This is a genomic window from Pontibacter sp. FD36 (assembly GCF_015686655.1).
Taxonomy (GTDB): Bacteria; Bacteroidota; Bacteroidia; order Cytophagales; family Hymenobacteraceae; genus Pontibacter.
This window is the reverse complement of sequence record NZ_JADPMP010000003.1, coordinates 91,737-110,345: the sequence shown is the minus strand read 5'-3', so window position 1 is coordinate 110,345 and position 18,609 is coordinate 91,737. Positions and strand designations below refer to the sequence as shown.

At 51.1% G+C, this 18,609-nt stretch carries 16 protein-coding genes; 7 read left to right on the top strand and 9 right to left on the bottom strand.

Annotated elements, in window-relative coordinates; all coding sequences use genetic code 11:
• From I0P70_RS05190 to I0P70_RS05170, 5 genes are all read left to right on the top strand, one after another.
• Positions 1-453 (top strand): DoxX family protein, encoded by a 453-nt coding sequence (locus I0P70_RS05190; RefSeq protein WP_196115169.1) that lies wholly within the window; start codon positions 1-3, stop codon positions 451-453.
• A gap of 24 nt (positions 454-477) precedes the next feature.
• Positions 478-2,349, top strand: coding sequence for a peptidase M61 (locus I0P70_RS05185; RefSeq protein WP_196115167.1), 1,872 nt, complete (start codon positions 478-480; stop codon positions 2,347-2,349).
• A gap of 160 nt (positions 2,350-2,509) precedes the next feature.
• Positions 2,510-4,825 carry a TonB-dependent receptor gene (locus tag I0P70_RS05180; protein ID WP_196115165.1) on the top strand — a complete coding sequence of 772 codons (2,316 nt, stop codon included), beginning with the start codon at positions 2,510-2,512 and terminating at the stop codon, positions 4,823-4,825.
• A complete protein-coding gene (locus I0P70_RS05175; RefSeq protein WP_196115163.1) occupies positions 4,825-5,640 on the top strand; it encodes a DUF4249 domain-containing protein in 816 nt (271 codons plus the stop codon). Before I0P70_RS05180 ends, I0P70_RS05175 begins: the two co-directional genes overlap by 1 nt.
• Before the next feature lie 8 nt (positions 5,641-5,648).
• The gene (locus I0P70_RS05170; RefSeq protein ID WP_196115161.1) at positions 5,649-6,416 is read left to right on the top strand and encodes a CPBP family glutamic-type intramembrane protease; all 768 of its coding nucleotides are present in this window, start codon (positions 5,649-5,651) and stop codon (positions 6,414-6,416) included.
• Between the two features lie 79 nt (positions 6,417-6,495).
• On the opposite strand, the gene I0P70_RS05165 is transcribed toward I0P70_RS05170, so the two are convergent.
• From I0P70_RS05165 to I0P70_RS05150, 4 genes are all read right to left on the bottom strand, one after another.
• Positions 6,496-7,311 (bottom strand): purine-nucleoside phosphorylase, encoded by an 816-nt coding sequence (locus I0P70_RS05165; protein ID WP_196115159.1) that lies wholly within the window; start codon positions 7,309-7,311, stop codon positions 6,496-6,498.
• Positions 7,312-7,531: 220 nt separating this feature from the next.
• The gene (gene sppA, locus I0P70_RS05160; protein WP_196115157.1) at positions 7,532-9,295 is read right to left on the bottom strand and encodes a signal peptide peptidase SppA; all 1,764 of its coding nucleotides are present in this window, start codon (positions 9,293-9,295) and stop codon (positions 7,532-7,534) included.
• A gap of 542 nt (positions 9,296-9,837) precedes the next feature.
• Positions 9,838-11,106, bottom strand: a complete 1,269-nt coding sequence (locus I0P70_RS05155) for a replication-associated recombination protein A (protein ID WP_196115155.1) — start codon at positions 11,104-11,106, stop codon at positions 9,838-9,840.
• A 164-nt stretch (positions 11,107-11,270) separates the two neighbouring features.
• Positions 11,271-12,437, bottom strand: coding sequence for an AI-2E family transporter (locus I0P70_RS05150; RefSeq protein WP_196115153.1), 1,167 nt, complete (start codon positions 12,435-12,437; stop codon positions 11,271-11,273).
• Positions 12,438-12,518: 81 nt separating this feature from the next.
• On the opposite strand from I0P70_RS05150, the gene I0P70_RS05145 reads away from it, so the two are divergent.
• Positions 12,519-13,421: a DMT family transporter gene (locus tag I0P70_RS05145; RefSeq protein ID WP_196115151.1), complete on the top strand. Its 903-nt coding sequence runs from the start codon at positions 12,519-12,521 to the stop codon at positions 13,419-13,421.
• 11 nt (positions 13,422-13,432) lie between these two features.
• Here the strand turns inward: I0P70_RS05145 and I0P70_RS05140 are convergent, their stop codons facing one another.
• Both I0P70_RS05140 and I0P70_RS05135 read right to left on the bottom strand, forming a co-directional pair.
• Positions 13,433-13,939, bottom strand: a complete 507-nt coding sequence (locus I0P70_RS05140; RefSeq protein WP_230392010.1) for a hypothetical protein — start codon at positions 13,937-13,939, stop codon at positions 13,433-13,435.
• Between the two features lie 19 nt (positions 13,940-13,958).
• Positions 13,959-14,483 carry a GNAT family N-acetyltransferase gene (locus tag I0P70_RS05135; RefSeq protein WP_196115149.1) on the bottom strand — a complete coding sequence of 175 codons (525 nt, stop codon included), beginning with the start codon at positions 14,481-14,483 and terminating at the stop codon, positions 13,959-13,961.
• 216 nt (positions 14,484-14,699) lie between these two features.
• Here I0P70_RS05135 and I0P70_RS05130 point away from each other — a divergent pair, with 216 nt between their 5' ends.
• Positions 14,700-14,978 carry a glycine zipper domain-containing protein gene (locus I0P70_RS05130; RefSeq protein ID WP_196115147.1) on the top strand — a complete coding sequence of 93 codons (279 nt, stop codon included), beginning with the start codon at positions 14,700-14,702 and terminating at the stop codon, positions 14,976-14,978.
• A 206-nt stretch (positions 14,979-15,184) separates the two neighbouring features.
• Here I0P70_RS05130 and I0P70_RS05125 read toward each other — a convergent pair whose 3' ends face one another.
• The 3 genes from I0P70_RS05125 to I0P70_RS05115 all read right to left on the bottom strand — a co-directional run bounded on the left by I0P70_RS05125 (position 15,185) and on the right by I0P70_RS05115 (position 18,553).
• Positions 15,185-16,414 carry a DEAD/DEAH box helicase gene (locus tag I0P70_RS05125; protein ID WP_196115145.1) on the bottom strand — a complete coding sequence of 410 codons (1,230 nt, stop codon included), beginning with the start codon at positions 16,412-16,414 and terminating at the stop codon, positions 15,185-15,187.
• A gap of 220 nt (positions 16,415-16,634) precedes the next feature.
• Positions 16,635-17,225 carry a hypothetical protein gene (locus tag I0P70_RS05120; protein WP_196115143.1) on the bottom strand — a complete coding sequence of 197 codons (591 nt, stop codon included), beginning with the start codon at positions 17,223-17,225 and terminating at the stop codon, positions 16,635-16,637.
• 209 nt (positions 17,226-17,434) lie between these two features.
• The gene (locus tag I0P70_RS05115; protein ID WP_196115141.1) at positions 17,435-18,553 is read right to left on the bottom strand and encodes an acyl-CoA desaturase; all 1,119 of its coding nucleotides are present in this window, start codon (positions 18,551-18,553) and stop codon (positions 17,435-17,437) included.
• Positions 18,554-18,609 lie beyond the last annotated feature (56 nt).

Genomic DNA, 18,609 nt, shown 5'->3' with positions numbered 1-18,609 from the left:
ATGACAAGGAACGCTTTCGCTTTTTTTCGTCGTCACAAAGCCTATGGAGTGGTGTTCCTGCGTTTTGCAATGGGCATTTTTCTGATCTATGGCGTACAGGATAACGTGTTTAGCTGGGAGCGAATGCTCGAGTTCCGGGATTTTCTGCAGGCGCATGGAGTGCCCTACCCGCTGGTGGCCGCACATCTTTCGGTCTATACCCAGTTTCTGATTGGCCTGATGCTCCTGCTAGGCTGGGGAGTCCGGATCGCCGGCTTGTTACTGATCATCAATTTCACGGCTGCTATTATAATTGTGCACATAGGGCAGACCTTTCCGCAATACTATCCGGCAGCTGAGCTTATTTTCGCAGGTTTCTTTTACCTGTTCAACGGTGCCGGTCCCCTTTCTGTCGATTCTTTTTTAGAGAAAAGGCAAGTACAAACCCAAAAGCAGCCCGTGACCGTTAACTAGGTTGTTAACTCACGTCCGCACTACATGAAATTAACCAAAACGATCCTGTTCCTGCTGCTCAGCCTTCATTTCAGCTGTTCCTCAGTTGCCACTCAGTCGACACCTGAACCTCGCTATGCCGTTACCATCGACCTCACCCAGGTGAAAGGTGATAGGGTACCAGTAAGCCTGCGTCCACCGGCCATCAAGCAGGGCGAGGCCATTTATAACATGCCCAAGATCGTGCCCGGCACCTACTCTGTATCTGACTTTGGCAAGTTCGTATCAGAGTTTCAGGCGCTGGACAAGCAGGGCAAGCCGCTGCCAGTGGAGCGGATCGACACCAACCGCTGGCGCATTACGCAGGCTCAGAACCTGGACAGAATCACTTATTGGGTAGACGATACATTTGATGCCGAAAGACGGCAGGATGTGGTATTTGAACCGGGCGGCACCAACATCGAAGAAGGCAAGAACTTTCTGCTCAACCCGTTTGGCTTCGTGGGTTATTTCGACGGACTAAAGCAGGTGCCTTACGAGCTCACGGTTACCAAACCCGCCGGTTTTTATGGCTCCACGGCACTGCAGGCTACGTCCAGCACAGCCACTGCCGACACCTATACAGTGCCCAATTATGTGGAACTGGCCGACTCGCCGCTGATGTACAATCAACCTGACACGACTGTACTGAATTTGGGTGGGACTGACGTGCTAGTATCCGTATATTCCCCTACTGGCCGGGTTACTTCCAAACCCATCGCCGACAACATCCGTGATATTCTGGAAGCGCAGCGCAGCTACCTCGGCGGCACCCTGCCGGTCGACAAGTACGCTTTCCTGATCTACGTGCCGGAGCGACCAGGCAAGTCGGGTTCTTATGGTGCACTGGAGCACTCCAACTCTTCGGTTTACTACCTGCCTGAGATGCCAGAGGAGCGTTTCAACAGCACCATGCGCGACGTGGCGGCCCACGAGTTCTTTCACATTGTGACGCCACTTTCCATTCAATCCGAAGAAATCCACGACTTTGACTTCATCAACCCGCGCATGTCGAAGCACTTGTGGTTGTATGAGGGCGTAACAGAATACTTTGCTTCGCATGTGCAGGTGCACGAAAACCTGGTCTCGGTAGACGAGTTCATGCAGAAGATCCGGGAGTATATTTTCAACTCCATGGCTTTTAACGATACCCTGCCCTTCACGGAAATGAGTGCCAAAGTGCTGGACCAGCACGAAAACCAATATGGTAATGTGTACCAAAAGGGAGCTCTGATCGGGATGGCGCTGGATATACAGCTGCGCGACCTGTCAGATGGCAAGTACGGTCTGGTAGACCTGATGCAGGACCTGGCCAAAACCTACGGCAAAGGCCGTCCTTTCAAAGACGACGAGCTGTTTGATAAGATAGCCGAACTCACTTACCCGGAGATTCGCACCTTCTTTGCCCGCTATGTGGAAGGCAGTGAGCGCCTGCCGCTGGAGGAACTGCTCAACAAGGTAGGAGTTAAATACGAGCCTGTTTCGGTGCAGCTGGTCAATTCCTACGGAGGCTTTGTGCCAGGCTATGACCGCGAAGCCGACAAGATCACGGTGGCTGAGGCGGATGACATGGACGAGTTCGGAAAGCAAATGGGCTTTAAGGAAGGAGACCAACTGCTGGCTTTTAACGGTAGAGAGATCACACCCATGAACATCCGCGACATCATAGGCGAAGAGCTACAACAGGCCAAGCCGGGCAGCAAAATAGAGATCACCGTAGGACGCAAAGACGCTAAGGGCAATGTGAAACCCAAAAAACTCACCGGAAAAGTGACCGCTGTCAAACGGGAAGTACTGCACCTGCTAGAGCCGGTTGCCTCTCCATCGGAGCGACAGCTTCGCCTGCGAGCCTCCTGGCTAAACGATACCATGCCTTAAGAATCCCTCCCCAAAAAGGAACATTTTGAGAATCGCGCTGTTTCATTAAAAAATTCTACTTAAGACGATCTGATAAGGGTCGTTTTTCTGGGGCGGATCAGGTTATTTGTATGTACCTTTGTGCCTGATTCTCAAAGCCCCCGGTTTTAATTTTAGTTAGATGCGCTTACCAGCTTTCGCTGTATACATTATTTGTCTACTCAGTTTCCTTGCCCCTGATGTATTTGCACAGAGCACCTACACCATTAGTGGCTACGTTCGGGGCACCGGCAGCGAAGACGCCCTGATAGGGGCTACTGTATCTGTTCCCGAGCTTCGTATCGGTGCTGCAACGGATGCCCTTGGGTTCTATACCCTGCAACTGCCCGAAGGCAGCCATACCTTACAGGCCACTTACATCGGCTACGAAACTACTACCCGTACCATCGAGGTTACTGACCGGGACCTAACTATTAACTTTGCCTTGTTGCCAGCCAACAGTCAGTTACGTGAAGTTGTGATCGAAGCTAATTCGCTCCAGCAGAAACTCAATGCCAACCAGATGAGCGTTGAGACGCTGACCACTCGGGAAGCCAAACTCCTGCCGGCCATCTTCGGCGAGGTTGACCTCATCAAGGCGCTGCAACTGAAGCCGGGTGTGCAATCGGGCGGCGAAGGAGCCTCGGGCCTGTATGTGCGCGGTGGTGGTCCTGACCAAAACCTGGTGCTGCTCGATGACGCCGTGGTCTACAATGCCTCCCACCTGTTCGGCTTCTTCTCCGTGTTCAACCCGGATGCGGTTGAAAGTGTGGAACTGTATAAAGGTGGTTTCCCGGCACAGTTTGGCGGCAGACTGTCGTCTGTGGTGGATGTGAAGATGCGGGAAGGTAACAAAGAGCGCATTGGTGTAACGGGCGGCATCGGTCTGATTGCTTCGCGCCTGACCGTAGATGGGCCTATTGTGAAAGACAAATCTTCGTTTGTTCTCTCCGGTCGGCGCACCTATTTTGATGTATTCACACGCCAGATCAACCGCATACAAGAAGGCAAAGAGGACTACAATCCTATACCTGACTACTACTTTTATGACCTGAATGGCAAGGCAAACTATAAGCTTGGTGAGAAAGACGAACTGTTTGTAAGTGGCTATTTTGGTCATGATTTCTTCGGGTTTAACGATGCAGACTTTCAGTTTGGTTTCGACTGGGGGAATAAGGTCGGCGCTTTGCGCTGGCAGCATAAGTTCAATCCGCGCTTTCAGGTAAATACGACGCTTTCGGGCAGCAGCTACCAGTACAACGTCAGCAACAAGATCGACGTGTTCAGCTTCAGCCTGACCTCCGATATCCGTGATGTTGCTCTCAAAACCGACTTCAGCCTGATCCTGGACAAAGGACATACCTTGCAATTCGGTGCTATGGCCACCCGGCACAACTTCACGATCGGCCGCCTCAATTTCGATTCAGATGATGACCGCATCAGTTTTGGGGCAGGCAATGACTACGAAGCCACAGAAGCCGCTGCTTATATAGCAGATGACTTCCAGGTAAGTAGCCAGCTTTCGCTTAACTACGGCCTTCGTATGTCGGCTTTCACTAGCGGTGGCAAAACCTACGGTGCTTTTGAGCCGCGGGCTTCTGCCAGGTATAGCCTCAGCGAGAACACCTCTCTGAAAGCCAGCTATGCCAGCATGATGCAGTACATCCACCTGGTAGCCAATTCAGGTGCTTCATTGCCAACTGACATCTGGTATCCATCCAATGACTACGTGAAGCCGCAACGCTCCCAACAGGTGGCCGCAGGTATAAGCCATCTCTTTGGCGGAGGCCGCTACATGGTCACCAACGAACTCTACTACAAGTGGATGCACCGCCAGATCGATTTCCGCGACGGGGCCAATCTCTTTGTGAATGACAACCTGGAAGGGGAGTTTCTGTTTGGCAAGGGCGAGAGCTACGGCAATGAGGTATACCTCGAAAAGATAAAAGGACGCACCACCGGCTGGGTAGGCTATACCTTGTCGTGGAGCTACCGCCAGTTCGACGATATCAACGGAGGCCGCCGCTTCCCGACCCGCTACGACCGCCGCCATGACCTGAGTGTGGTGGTGCTGCACGAATTGAGCAAGCGCATCAACCTGACCGGTGCTTTTGTGTATGGCACCGGCAATGCCTATTCGCTGCCCGTGGCCCGCTTCGCCTTTCAGGATGTGCAGGGCAAAAGTGCTACCGTGGTGCCTGTATACAGCGACCGCAACAGCTTCCGCCTGGATGCTTTCCACCGGCTGGATCTGGGCCTTGTGCTCAAGTTTAAGCCCAAACGTGGCGAGGCCGACCTGACCTTTAATGCCTACAACGCCTATAACCGTCGCAACCCATACTTTGTGTATTTTGAACAGGTGAAGGACGAAGACGACAACGAAACCCTCGGCTTCCGGGCCAAGCAGGTGTCGCTATTCCCGGTTATACCTTCTGTTACCTATAATTTCAAGTTCTGATGAAGACCAGACGAGCGATCTATACCTTGCTGTTGCCCCTACTCTTTTTGCTGTTATCCTGTGACATGGAGCAGGAAGTGGAAATTAAGTTACCCCCCTACGAATCACAACTCGTGGTTGAATGCTACCTGGAGCCCGGCAAGCCCCTTCGGGCTGTTGTCCTGGAGAGTGTGAGTTACTTCAACGAACCCGAATTGCCCCTTGTGCCGGATGCGGAAGTGTTCATCACCCACCAGGGCAGAACGATCAAACTGCCTTTCAGCCCCATTCAAAACAAGGCGACGGGCAAATACTATACTCATCGCAAAAACGAGAAACTCAACCTGCAACCCGGCGATGTGCTTATGCTGGAGGTCAAAGATAAGAAAGGTCGTCACGTGACCGGTACTACCACCATCATGGGGCAGGTTCCGATTGAGGCTGTGGAGTGGAAGTTCAATGAAAGCAACAAGGCCTACCTGCTCACTTCCTACCAGGACGACCCGGATGCCGCGAACTATTATCGCTACATGGTGCACCGCGACAGCCTGTCCAACTCCTCCCAGCGGGATTTCGTATCCAGTGACCAGCTTACCAATGGCCAGCGCGTGTCCTACGGGTCGGGCTATGATCACGAAGAGGGCGATACACTGATCGTATCGCTGTTTCACATCGAGAAGCAGTACTACGACTTCCTGAGCTCTATTTCGGATGCACGCAGGGCCAACGGAAACCCATTTGCCCAGCCTTCGCGCATTGTGTCTTCCGTGCAGGGAGGCATCGGCATCTTCACAAACCTCTCCTATAACCGCAAAACGGTCGTAATTGAGAAGTAAAACAAACGATGGAAGCACCTTTACCTCCTGACCGGGTTAGAGAGAACCCAAGCCCTCGTCCAAAAGAAACCGCACTGGCCTTCTGGCGTTTTCTGAAAGCTCCTAAACAACTGGAGGCGCTGCATCAAAAGCCTGAGGAGGTATGGAGGCCACTGCTGCAACTGTTCGTACTCAAGTTCATCCTGAGCCTGGGTATAGCAGTAATCATATTCGGCCTGATCAAGCTGATGGGTTACAACCCATTCGCCAGTCATCGCCTGGGCCGTTTCCTGGAGGAAAATAACCCGCTGCTAGTACTATTGGCTGTAGCCGTGATCGTTCCTGCGATAGAGGAATTCTTCTTCCGTGCCCCCTTGCGCTATACCCGCATGCGGCTGTTTGTTGCTTTCCTGACCATCATTTTTTTTATACTCCCTACCCTGCTTGAGATGCTGCAGATCAGCACACTCCTGAGTGCCCTGATCTGGCTTGTGGCCCTGATGCTGGCTATTTGGGTAGTACTTTCGGATATGCGTGCCTGGTATTTGCGGCGCCTCTGGGAAAAGCGTTTCCCAACGGTGTTTTATACCTTCACAATCGTATTTGGCCTGGTGCACCTGGCCAACTATGAAAACCTGCACCTACCCATCGCCCTTGTACCTTTACTGGTGGTGCCGCAGTTTATTGGTGCCTTGTTCTGGGGTTATATCCGCCTTCGCTTCAGCCTGACCTGGGCTATCGTGTCACACGGCTTGTTTAACGCAGCGCTGCTCGCCCTCGCCTATCTGACCATGTAAAATACTGCAAACAAACAGGGGCAGCCATCTGGCCGCCCCTGTTTGCTCTTTTAAGTGCTGTCGCACCTGTGCTCAGCTATTACTGCTGACGCACCAGCTCTTTGATCAGCATGGTCATGCGTGGCTCAGCTATCGCGGCTGCTTCCAGAATATCCGCCAGGATCACTTTCTTGATGCGATCCGGCGTACCCATGTCCGTGATTACCGAAATACCAAAGATCTTCATGCCCATGTGGCGGGCGGCAATGGCCTCTGGCACGGTGGACATACCTACGGCATCAGCCCCGATGCGGGCGATGTAGCTGTACTCTGCCAGTGTTTCCAGCATTGGTCCAGGCACGCTGGCATAAACACCTTCTTGCAGCTTGAAACCGGCATCCTCAGCGATCACCATCGCCTGGCGCACCATTTTCTCATCATACACTTCGCTCATATCCGGGAAGCGAGGCCCCAGTTCGTCCAGGTTCGGACCAATCAGCGGGTTGGATGGCTGCAGGTTGATATGGTCGGTGATCACCATCAGGTCGGATGTATTGAAGGCAGGGTTCAAACCACCACTGGCATTGGAAATGAAAAGCTTCTGTACGCCCAGCAGCTTCATCACTCGCACCGGGTGCACGACCTGGTTCATGGTATAGCCTTCGTAGTAATGGAAGCGGCCCTGCATCACGATCACACGACGACCAGCCAGCTTACCGAAAGCCAGTCGTCCGGAGTGGCTCTCTACTGTAGAAACCGGAAAGTGCGGTATGTCGGCGTAGTTGAGGCTATATTCAATTTCAATTTCTGTGATCAAGGCGCCCAAGCCCGTACCCAGGATAATGCCAAACTCAGGTTGAAAGTTGCCCGTGTGGTCCTGTATGTAAGAAGCGGACTCTCGTAATTGCTGCATCATATCGTTCATCGTTTTATGTTCTGTCTATTATAGTTCGCGAAATAGGTTATTTAATTTGAGAGAATAAATGACTTATATCATGTGTTCTTTCAAAGCTCATACCTTCTTCTTTTCCGCAATTTGCAAAAAATGGCTTGGACCTGAAACAAAAAGCCCACTGGTTTACACCAGCGGGCTTTCGGGTACTTCACCAGCGGCAGGTTAGATCCTGCCAGTGCTGTTATTGGATTGTCAGTTCGTAAGGCATGCGGGTCTGGATACCCTGCATGTTCTCTACTTTCTTGTACATTTTGTACACAGGGTACAGCTGTCCAAGTTCGGCCTTCACAGCACGCTCTTTTACCTGCGAACCAGCTTCGCCGAACATCTCCTCAAAGAAAGACTTACGGCGCGGCAGTTCCTTGATGCGGTAGTCATCCTCTATACCTACACGGGCAGCGGCGATCTCAATAGCTTCTTCTAATCCACCATGTACGTCCACCAGGTTGCGCTCTTTGGCTTCTATACCTGACCACACACGGCCTGAGGCAAATTCCTTCAGCTGGTCCTGTGACATGCCACGGCCGTCGGCTGCTTTCTGCGTGAACACTTCGTAAATCTTGTTGATCTCACGCTGCACGATCTCTTTCTCAAACGGTGTCATGGCGCGGGTCACAGTCGGCAGGTCAGAGTGTTTGCCAGTGCTTACGCGATCCACTGTGATGCCTAACTTGTTCTTGAAGAAGTTTTCGAAATTCGGCACGATGCCAAACACACCGATACTACCTGTGATGGTGTTCGGATGCGCCACGATCGTATCGCAGCCCATAGCCATGTAGTAACCGCCAGAGGCAGCCATGTCTGACATGGAAGCGATGACAGGCTTCACCTTGCGGGTCTCCTGAATCTCGCGCCACATGACGTCAGAGGCAAGTGCGCTACCACCCGGTGAGTTGATGCGCAGTACAACAGCCTTCACATTATTGTCCATGCGGGCATTACGAAGAGCCTCAGCATAGCGCATGCTGCCGATTTCATCATCGCCGCCTTCACCGTCCACAATGTCGCCTTCGGCGTAGATCACAGCGATGCGGTTTTTAGCAGAGCCGCTCTTCTCAGTGTCTTTCACTTTCTTATACTTGCCAAGGCTCACCAGCTGCAGTTTCTTGTCTTTATCAACACCCATCTGCTCTTTCATATAATCAACAGCCTCGTCATAGTAACCAATATCTGTTGCCAGACCATGGGTTTTGGCGTCTTCAGCTTCACGAACAAGCACCTCATCGGATACTTTTTTCAGTTCCTCGTAAGTTTTGCCACGTGCCTCCGCAATCTTGCGCAATTGGTAGTCATTGATCGAATTCAGGAACGAGGTCATCTGCTGCCGGTTGGCATCGCTCATCTTGTCAAGGAAGAAAGGCTCTACAGCGCTCTTGAACTCACCTACTTTGAAGATGGTCGGCTCAATGTCCAGCTTCTCCAGTGTGCCTTTGAAAAAGAACACCTCAGAGCTGATGCCGTTGAACTCCAGCGTACCCATCGGGTTCAGGTAAATTTTATCAGCCACAGAAGACAGGTAGTAAGCCTTCTCGTTGGTCATGTCGCCATAGGACACGATGAACTTGCCAGACTCTTTAAAGTCGATCAGTTCGTTGCGTATCTCTTCCAGCTTGCCCATACCGGCATCCACGAAGCGCATGTTCAGGAAGATGCCTTTTACGTTGTCATCTGTTTTGGCGCGGCGAATAGAGGCTTTGATCTGATCAAGACCATCATTGCTGTTCATCGAGAAGAAGCCGATAGAGAAATCGCCAAAAGGATTCTCCTGCTCACGCTCTACAATAGACTTATCAAGCTTGAGCTCCAGCACCGAGTTTTCGGTAACGGTGACATCGCCTTTGGAAGCTGATGCCGCAATGATGCCTACCATGATCAGCAAGCCCAGGAAGAAGAATATGAACAGGCCAAGAATGGTAGCCAGCACATATCTAAGGAAATTCAGCATAGGTTCTATTTAATGTTTAGGTTCTGTTTTTTTAGTGACGGGAAATATAGGTCCCTGCATACAATAAACAAAAATAGCGCTTAAAGTTCAATACTAAGCCCCAATAAACCGCAATTTCGACCAATCGGTCCATTTCATAGACTAACTTAACTGTTGAATTATTGATGGTTGTACTGTTGATTGTTGTTTATACACGAGTTAGTGTATCACCAGCACAATTGAGCAGGGCGCGACTGAACTCTTTGAAGATTCGATTTCAGCTTACCTTCGCTTTACCTGCCTGACATTAAGCTTTTATTTTCTTGTGAAGTATTTAGGAATATCACTGAGATCGCTGCCCCAATAAGGCTTCATGTCCAGAAAGCGTCTGCGGAAATAGAGTAGCACGATTCCTGAGAGGAAAACATACGCCCCACCGTAATTGTAACCCAAGTGCCGCCAAACAAAAAAGAATACAATTTGCAGCACCAATAAAATTACATAAATAGTTCTGTTCACTTCTTCTATTTTATAACTCTTAAGCTCTCAAATTCCCCATCTGACTAATACCTGTACTTCTTCCCCCACTGCGCCTGCAGTTGCTTGAGCATGTCGCGTTCGCGGGCGTTGTTGCCGGGCTGGTAGAGGGCGGTGTTGCTGAGCTCCTGTGGCATAAACTCCTGCGCTACAAAATTGCCTTCGTAGTCGTGGGCGTATTTGTAGTTGTTGCCGTAGCCGATCTCTTTCATTAGCTTGGTTGGGGCGTTGCGGATGTGTAGTGGCACGGGCAGGTTGCCGGTTTGCTGTACTAACTGCCGGGCTTGCTTGATGGCTTTGTAGCTCGCATTGCTCTTCGGAGACGTGGCCAGGTATACCGTGCACTGCGACAGGATGATCTCCGCTTCCGGATAGCCGATCATCTGCACCGCCTGAAAGCAGGAAGTCGCCATGAGCAGGGCATTGGAGTTAGCTAAGCCGATATCCTCAGAAGCGGCGATGAGCAAGCGACGGGCAATGAACTTGGGGTCTTCACCACCCTCGATCATGCGGGCCAGCCAATATACGGCCGCATTAGGGTCAGAACCACGAATGGACTTAATGTAGGCTGACACCAAGTCATAGTGCATCTCGCCCGATTTGTCATACATCACGATGTTCTGCTGGGCTACCTGCTTCACCAGGTCATTGGTCACCACCACTTCGTCGGCTTTTATACCTTCGGCCACGATCTCAAGCAGGTTGAGCAGTTTGCGGGCATCACCTCCCGATATGGTCAGCAAAGCCTCGTACTCCTCGATCCGTACCTTGCGGTGGCGCATCCATTCGTCCTGCTCCAGGGCCTTGTCCACCAGCTCGATCAGTTCGTCTTTGGTGAGGTGCTTGAGGATGTATACCTGGCAGCGGGAAAGTAAGGCTGAGATTACCTCAAAGGAAGGATTCTCGGTTGTGGCGCCCACCAGGGTAACCGTACCCTTCTCCACAGCTCCGAGCAAAGCATCCTGCTGGGATTTGTTAAAGCGATGAATCTCGTCGATGAACAACACCGTGCCCTGACGCTTCTTAGCCTGATCGATCACTTCACGAATGTCCTTCACGCCCGAGTTAATGGCACTCAAGGCTACAAAAGGCACCTTCATCTGGTTAGCGATGATGTTGGCCAGGGTGGTTTTGCCCACGCCCGGAGGTCCCCACAGGATCATGCTCGGTATCACGCCACCCTCTATGTAGCGACGCAGGATACCGTCTGGCCCTACCAGGTGTTTTTGTCCGTAATATTGATCTAAATTGTGCGGCCGCATGCGCTCGGCCAAAGGTATGTTCGGGTGATTCATCTGCTCTTTTCTTTCTCAGGATTCGGTCTAAACAAAGTTACGAATTTGCAGGCAAAGCAGGAAGGAAGCGACAAAGCGGTCCCTATACCTGGCAGTTGGGCAAACAGCTGCTGCCAATGCCATAGTACCAGATTATCCGCTTACCACCAGCATGGGCCTGTATGCTATTCTTTTGGTTTCTCCTCTTCTCCTTCATGAGGTGGCTCTATGTCATTTTCCTCTTCCAGTTGGCGGCGGACGGCCTTTGTATCCCAACGCAGCACAGGTATAGCCATGGGGCTCAGGCCAGGCCGTTCGTCTCCGAAGAGCACGCCCCACTGCTTAAACTGGTCGGTGCGATCGAACACCACTTTGAGCATGGCGATAATGGGCAGCGACAGGAGCATACCCGTTATACCTGCAATCTCTCCGCCTACAATCACGCCCACGATCGTTGCCAAGGCATTGATCTTCACCTTGGAGCCCACAATCCGTGGCATCAGGATGTTATTATCCAGAAACTGCACAGCGGCGATCGTACCGAGCACAGCCAGCACCGGCCATAGCTCCTCCGAAGACGCCAGTGTCAGCAGCACGCCGATGATATTGCCCAGCAGCGCCCCCACATAGGGTATCAGGTTCAGGAAGGCGAAGATCACCCCGATGAGCAGCGCGTGTTTGATCCCGATAATCATGAGCAGACCTCCTAAAAGCACGGTCATGTAGGTGATTTGTATGAGCAGCCCGAAGAGGTAGCTTTTGATGATCACCAGCATTTCGCTTAAGGTTTCTTCTACTTTTTCATGCCGCTCGCGGGGAAACCAAAGGAATACGAAGCGCAGCAACAGGTTTTTGTAGAACAGCAGCAGGAAGATGTAAATGGGCAGTAAACCGACAAACACCACCATACCAGTCACACCGCCAGCCACGCCGCCCAACAGGTTACCCGCGTAAGTGAGCAGGTTGTTACTTTGCTCTTTTATAAAACTCGTCTGCTCTGCTGTCGAAAAGGGCGTTTTGCTGCCGATCCACTCACTCAGGGCGGTCAGGTGTTTCATCACGTTCTTCTGGATCATCGGGAAGTCCTCTATCAGCACCCGCATCTGGGAAGAAAAGAACCAGATAATGCCGCCCAGCACCACAATCAGCGTGAGCAGACTGATGCCGATGGCCACGGCGTCGGGGAAGTTTCGCTGCTTAAAAAAGCGGTAGATAGGCAGCAGCATGATGCTGATGAAGAAAGCGACGAGCAACGGAGCCAGCAGGTCACGGCCCAGTACAATGATCCAGCCCAGAAAAAAGAGCCCGGTTACCTCGATGGCCCGACGGACCGTAAGCGGCATTTGATTCATGCAATAATGTGGTTTGAGCGTACAGGTTTTAATTGCCTCTCCTTATACGGCACAAACCGAATAAGCACGTAATTTTGCAGCATGAATAAACAGGTACAGGTGCATGCCTCGCTTTTTCTGGTGGCACTGATCTATGGTAGTAATTACAGCATCGCCAAAGAGGTGATGCCGGAATATGTAGGCCCTTTCGGTCTGATCCTGATACGGGTGGTGTCGGCGGCGCTGTTCTTTGGCATATTTGCCCGGCTGGTGGTGAAAGAGAAAATTGTGGGACGTGCTGATAATATCCGCGTGATCCTCTGTGGAGTGACCGGAGTGGCTGTGAATCAGTTGTGCTTCTTTGCCGGTTTGAATCTTACTGCGCCCATCAACGCGGCGCTCCTGATGGTCATTGTGCCGGTGGTGGTGCTTGTCTTTTCGGCCTTACTGCTGCGGGAGCGTATCGGAAAGCGCAAGGTTTCAGGTATAGCCCTGGCCTGTGCGGGTGCTTTTCTGCTGATCTATACCTCCCGTGGAGAGCAGGCTACCGGCAACATGTGGGGTGACCTGCTTATCATTCTGAACGCCACCTCCTTTGGCCTATACCTGGTGCTGGTGAAGCCGCTCATGCAGCGGTACCAGGCTATCACGATTGTGAGCCGCATTTTCACGGTGGGAGCCGTGCTGGTGATTCCGTTCGGCTGGCAGCAGTTGCTAAGTCCTGACTACAGTACTTTTCCGATGTCTATCTGGCTGGCGATCCTGTTCATGGTCTTTGCCGTTACGATCATCGCCTACCTGCTCAATACCTGGGCACTACGCTACGCCAATCCCTCATTGGTAGGTGCCTACATCTACCTGCAGCCGGTCATGGCTATTCTGATTGCAGTTGCGGTAGGCAAGGATGTATTTACGCTGGAGAAGGCTTTTTATGCGCTCCTGATCTTTGCGGGCGTATACCTGGTGAGCAGAACTAAACAGCATGTAGCGCAGAAAGTAGCCTAAAGTCTCTCGCGCTACGGCATATAACTGTCTTCGGGAAGATCGGCTGTGCTTTGTGCGATAGGTATACGACGCAGCAAGGTATAGCGGAAGTCCACGGTATCGCTTTGCACAGGTCGGGCATGCATGACTGTGATGCTGTCGCCTTCATGCAGGGTATAGTAGAAGTTGCCCCGTCCGGCCCACCAGCCGCCGCAGGCTGAAAGTGCCTGGCGCGGCACCCCGAATGAGGTATACATCTGCGGAGCAATGACGGAGCAGGTATACACCGTATCAAGCACGTACTGTATCTCCACCTGACTCAGGTATACCACCGCCAGCGGGTTGTCCTCGTCAGCGCTTTGGATCTCCTCGCACTGCAGATCAGCTTTCACCCAGCTGTTTGGGTCAGACACTGCGACTTCCTGATCGATCCGCTCGTACTGCTCTTCCTCTTTTTGGTTGCAGGCTACGAGCGTGAATAGGCAGAAGGCAAATAAAAGGCGAAGCTTCATGTGGTGGTGCGGCTTTGTCGAACTCAAAGGTATAAAGAGAATCGTTTCAGGCAATATCTCTTTTCATCACGACCATGCCGCGGTATATTTCCTTCATCTGCTCAAAGTCGAGCTCGTCGGTACCCCATCTCACAAAGCCGTTTTGCTCATAGAAGTCAACAGAGCGACTGCTGTCCATGGCCTTGAGCCAGATAACGCTTTTGTTGCTTTCCAGCGCATATTGCACGGCAAAATCCACCGCCCACTTACCTATGCCTATACCAGAGGCACGATCGACCAGGTATAACCGCTCGAGTTCAAGGCATTCAGCGTCTGTGTAGCCCTCCAGTGCTTTGTCTTTGTTGAACTTCATAAACCCAACCGGTTCGTCTTTGTACTGGATAAGAAAATAGGCGGCATTGGGATTGGCCATGTCATCGCGCAGGGCCTCCTCTGTAAAGCACCGTTCCACATACCAGTCCCCTCCGTCGTGCCAGAGGTAGGTGTAGTGGTCGTTGTAAGCTTCCACGGCTATGTCCCGCAATTCGGTCAGGTCGGCAAGTGTACAGGGCGTAATGGCTATGTCGGTCATGGAAAATCAGAGATAGAAATTGCTCAGACCAATATACTGCACAGACGCCGCTTTTGTGCAGACTAATCGCTGAAATTTCTTTCAAATACCATCACTCGTCTTTCCATTTCAGCAGAACGGACCCGCTAAGCCAGCCTGAAATTGCACTGTTTTTGAGCTCATCACAAACAATGACTCAGCAAACAGCGTATAATACTCGCTTAAATTCAACAAGTTATGAAACACATAAGAATATTTTCATTTGCCATTTTATCAGCATTTCTACTAGGTGGATGTGCTGGTTCCGATAACTGGAGCAGTAAAAAGAAAGGCGCCGTAATAGGCGGCACGGCTGGCGCAGCTACAGGTGCTGCGGTAGGTGGCACCTCGGGCGCAGTAATTGGCGGTGCGGCCGGCACAGTGGCCGGTGGTGCCATTGGCCGTAAGAAAGACAAAAAGAAGGAACGTAAACGAAATAGGGAAAACCGTGAAAACCGGGAACAATTGCAGCGGTAAGGTATAGCATACCTGCTTTAAAGGACAAAACGGCTATCGGTATCTCCGATAGCCGTTTTGTGTTTGGGCTTATAGTTCCAACCTACCCTCTAACGGTATTTATCTTGCTTTCTCTCTTAGTTTTTACCCACTCGTGTTATAGCACTTGAGTTTCTGCAGCAGTTCTTCTGACACTCACAGGTCTGGAAGACACTGTGAGGTCTAACCTACCTCCTCCCCCGTTTTCCTTTACCTCCTCTGCCTGAAGGCTTGCGCTTGTCATTTTTGGCTGACGAAGAGGCGGCTGCTTCCATAAAATCTTGTGCAGTGAGCGGGTATGGGTGCTGGTCTACTACAGGTATAGCCTTGCCGGTGAGGTTCTGGATGGCGATCAGCAGAGGCGTTTCGCTGGCGCCGCAGAAGGTGATGGCGATGCCTGCAGCCCCTGCCCTGCCTGTGCGGCCAATGCGGTGCACGTAGGTCTCTGGCTCAAAAGGCAGCTCATAGTTGATGACGTGCGAGAGCTCCTGCACATCGATGCCCCGGGCGGCCACGTCGGTTGCAACAAGTACCTTCGTTTCGTAATTTTTGAAGCTCTGCAGCACACGCTCCCGGTCGCGCTGGGCACGGTCGGCGTGAATGGCTTCGGCAGTTATACCTGCAATACTTAGCTCTTTGGCCAGTTTATCGGCTCCCTCTTTGGTGCGCATAAACACCAGCGTGCGGTCTATACCTGCGTGCTGCAAGAGGTGGAGCAGCAAAGGTGTTTTGTTGGCTTTTTTCACATAATAGAGCTCCTGCCGGATCGTAACTGCCGTCGAGGAAACTGGCGTCACTTCCACATTTACAGGCTCAGTCAGTATCTTCTTCGCCAGTTTGCTCACCTCCGGTGCCATGGTCGCCGAGAAGAACAGCGTCTGCCGCTTTTCAGGTATAGCCTGCAGCACGCGTCGAATATCCTGCAGAAAGCCCATATCGAGCATGCGGTCGGCTTCGTCGAGGACCAGTAGTTGTACCTGTTCCAGACTCACAAAGCCTTGATCAAGAAGATCTAGCAAACGACCGGGCGTGGCTACGAGGATGTCTATACCTGCTTGTAACGCCTCCGTTTGTACCTTGTAGGGCACGCCTCCATATACCACCAAATGCTTCAGTCCGGTGTACTTCCCATAAGCTGCAAAACTGTCGCCTACCTGGCTGGCCAACTCACGGGTGGGCGTGAGCACCAGTGCACGAATAACCTGTGGCTCAGGTATAGCCTGCCCATGCAGAAGCTGCAGAACAGGCAGCGCGAATGCTGCTGTTTTGCCAGTACCTGTCTGGGCTGTGGCCAGCAAGTCGCGGCCCTGCAGCACTTCAGGTATAGCCTGCGTCTGGATAGGTGTTGGCTGGGTATAGCCTTCCTCTTCCAGCGCCTGCAGGATAGGGGAAATCAGGTGTAGGTCTTTGAATGTCATGCGCAAAGTGCAGTGTTGGGGAATTAAACCGTAATGCTGCCTACTTTTCTAAAACTGAATTAATAGTAGCACAGTTGAAATAGCCCCTCAAATACGCTTATCTTCTGAAAGATGGTTTTGCTGCAAAAGTAGACCTATGCCCACTCAGTTCCTAAAACCCGCGTCTATAAACTCAAAAAGGCAGGTTTAGCACCTGCCTTTTTGCAATTTCCAATCGAAGCTATTTCCCCTTCCCCACTTTGAGCACTTGGTTTTCAATTTTTGAAATTCCTGCCTCCACTACCTGAAGCTTATCATCACCAGTCTCGTACTTCAGTTTAATCCAGCCTGACTTATAGCCATCGCCATCTTTTAACCGGATGGCAACATACGGGGTGGTTTCGCTGGCTGCCGGACCTTCAAAGTAAGTAAACACTTCATCTGGCTTTCGAATATCCAAAAGATAGGCTCTGTCAGAGCTCCACACATGGTTTGAAGATTTGTCTTCGAGCACTGTCCCGCCCTCCTGCAGACCGACATGCCAGTGTCCGATATGCGGCTTCATGGGTTGTTCGTCTAAGAGTATCTCGTTACCGTCCAGGGAGTTTATGTAAAACAGATTGTGTGCCCCACGGGCATCAAACACAAGCACGTTACTGAACATAAAGTCATTTCTTCCATCCTTGTTTACATCCAGATAAAGGGGCGCATCAGGTTTAAAGGATTGGTTGATGGTCACATGCTCAATAGCAATCGGTTCTACTGTTCTTTCTTCTTTGTCGCAAGACGCAAGCGCTAACGTTACAAGCGCAAAGGGGAGTAATTTCTTCATAGTTTTATTTATTTGACAAGTGTATTGCTGGTATCACATGTTGTTGCTTCACTTAACCAAAAGGTTTAATCGCCGCAATTTTCATCGCATATTCAAGTACTGTGCCAAATATTAAATAAAACCTATACTTAAGATATTTTTAAGCCATATAAAAAAAGCCTGCCCGAATTTGCTTCGAGCAGGCCCTCATTTATCTTTTTTTTTCTATTCTAAGCCATCACCTCGTTCAGGTTCGGCAGACGCAACCGCCCGAATCGATGCAGGGTATTCAAGTGTGACCGCACAGCCTGCAGGAAGGTTTTGCTCTCAATATAAGTGAGGTTAAACTCGGATGCAGTTTGCTTCACGATATCCGCGATGGCCGGGTAATGCACATGGCTGATGCGTGGAAACAGGTGGTGCTCGATCTGGAAGTTCAGACCGCCCACATACCACGAGAGCCACTTGCTTTTGCGGGCAAAGTTGGCGGTGGTGCTCAACTGATGAATGGCCCAGTCGTTTTCGATCACACCAGTCTCGCTCGGCAGCGGATGATGCGTGCCCTCCACAGTATGCGCCAATTGGAACACCGTGGAGAGAATCATGCCCGCCACAAAGTGCATCATAAAGAAACCAAGCAACACTTCCCAGAAAGGTATACCAAAAATAAGTGTCGGGGCCACCAGAATCGAGAAGAAATACAACAGTTTGAAAGCGACAATCTTGGAGAAAGCAACCGTGTTGTCTGATTTGGAATTAGCGTTCACGCCGCTTTTGATGTACTTGAAGAACTGTACGAAATCCTTTATGATAACCCAGTAAAGCGTGAGCAAGCCATAAAAGAAAAAGGCGTATGCCCACTGCAGCTTATGATAGAAGCGCACATTGGTGTGAGGTGAAAATCGCATGAACACCATGTCGTCAATATCCTCGTCCATCTCCACCACATTGGTATAGGTATGGTGCAGGATGTTGTGCTGCAGTTTCCAGTTAAAAGCCGAGGCACCCAGCAGGTTCACGGAGTGTGCCATCAGGTAGTTCATGGTCTTGTTCTTGGAAAAAGCGCCGTGGTTGGCATCGTGCATCACGCTCATGGCCACGCCGGCCACACCTACACCCATCACTAGCCATAGCACTAAGCTGATAGCCACATGCGGTGTGAAGGTAAGCAGAACCGCAAAGGGCACTACATAGAGCAGCATCAGGATAATGCTTTTGATAAGTAAGCGGGAATTACCCGATTTGGGCAGGTTATTCTCTGAAAAATACGCATCCACACGTTTGCGGAGCGTCGGGAAAAACAAATTTTTGTCTTTGTTAACGAATTTTACTTTGCCTTTAAGCTTCATTTAATCTACTTGATATTCTTATAAAGTACTCACACTCTGAAAGCTATTTAACGGTT

Coding starts and splice junctions, on each gene's coding strand:
- I0P70_RS05190 (WP_196115169.1), top strand. CDS start 1: ATGACAAGGAACGCTTTCGCTTTTTTTCGTCGTCACAAAGCCTATGGA.
- I0P70_RS05185 (WP_196115167.1), top strand. CDS start 478: ATGAAATTAACCAAAACGATCCTGTTCCTGCTGCTCAGCCTTCATTTC.
- I0P70_RS05180 (WP_196115165.1), top strand. CDS start 2,510: ATGCGCTTACCAGCTTTCGCTGTATACATTATTTGTCTACTCAGTTTC.
- I0P70_RS05175 (WP_196115163.1), top strand. CDS start 4,825: ATGAAGACCAGACGAGCGATCTATACCTTGCTGTTGCCCCTACTCTTT.
- I0P70_RS05170 (WP_196115161.1), top strand. CDS start 5,649: ATGGAAGCACCTTTACCTCCTGACCGGGTTAGAGAGAACCCAAGCCCT.
- I0P70_RS05165 (WP_196115159.1), bottom strand. CDS start 7,311: ATGATGCAGCAATTACGAGAGTCCGCTTCTTACATACAGGACCACACG.
- sppA (WP_196115157.1), bottom strand. CDS start 9,295: ATGCTGAATTTCCTTAGATATGTGCTGGCTACCATTCTTGGCCTGTTC.
- I0P70_RS05155 (WP_196115155.1), bottom strand. CDS start 11,106: ATGAATCACCCGAACATACCTTTGGCCGAGCGCATGCGGCCGCACAAT.
- I0P70_RS05150 (WP_196115153.1), bottom strand. CDS start 12,437: ATGAATCAAATGCCGCTTACGGTCCGTCGGGCCATCGAGGTAACCGGG.
- I0P70_RS05145 (WP_196115151.1), top strand. CDS start 12,519: ATGAATAAACAGGTACAGGTGCATGCCTCGCTTTTTCTGGTGGCACTG.
- I0P70_RS05135 (WP_196115149.1), bottom strand. CDS start 14,483: ATGACCGACATAGCCATTACGCCCTGTACACTTGCCGACCTGACCGAA.
- I0P70_RS05130 (WP_196115147.1), top strand. CDS start 14,700: ATGAAACACATAAGAATATTTTCATTTGCCATTTTATCAGCATTTCTA.
- I0P70_RS05125 (WP_196115145.1), bottom strand. CDS start 16,414: ATGACATTCAAAGACCTACACCTGATTTCCCCTATCCTGCAGGCGCTG.
- I0P70_RS05120 (WP_196115143.1), bottom strand. CDS start 17,225: ATGAAGAAATTACTCCCCTTTGCGCTTGTAACGTTAGCGCTTGCGTCT.
- I0P70_RS05115 (WP_196115141.1), bottom strand. CDS start 18,553: ATGAAGCTTAAAGGCAAAGTAAAATTCGTTAACAAAGACAAAAATTTG.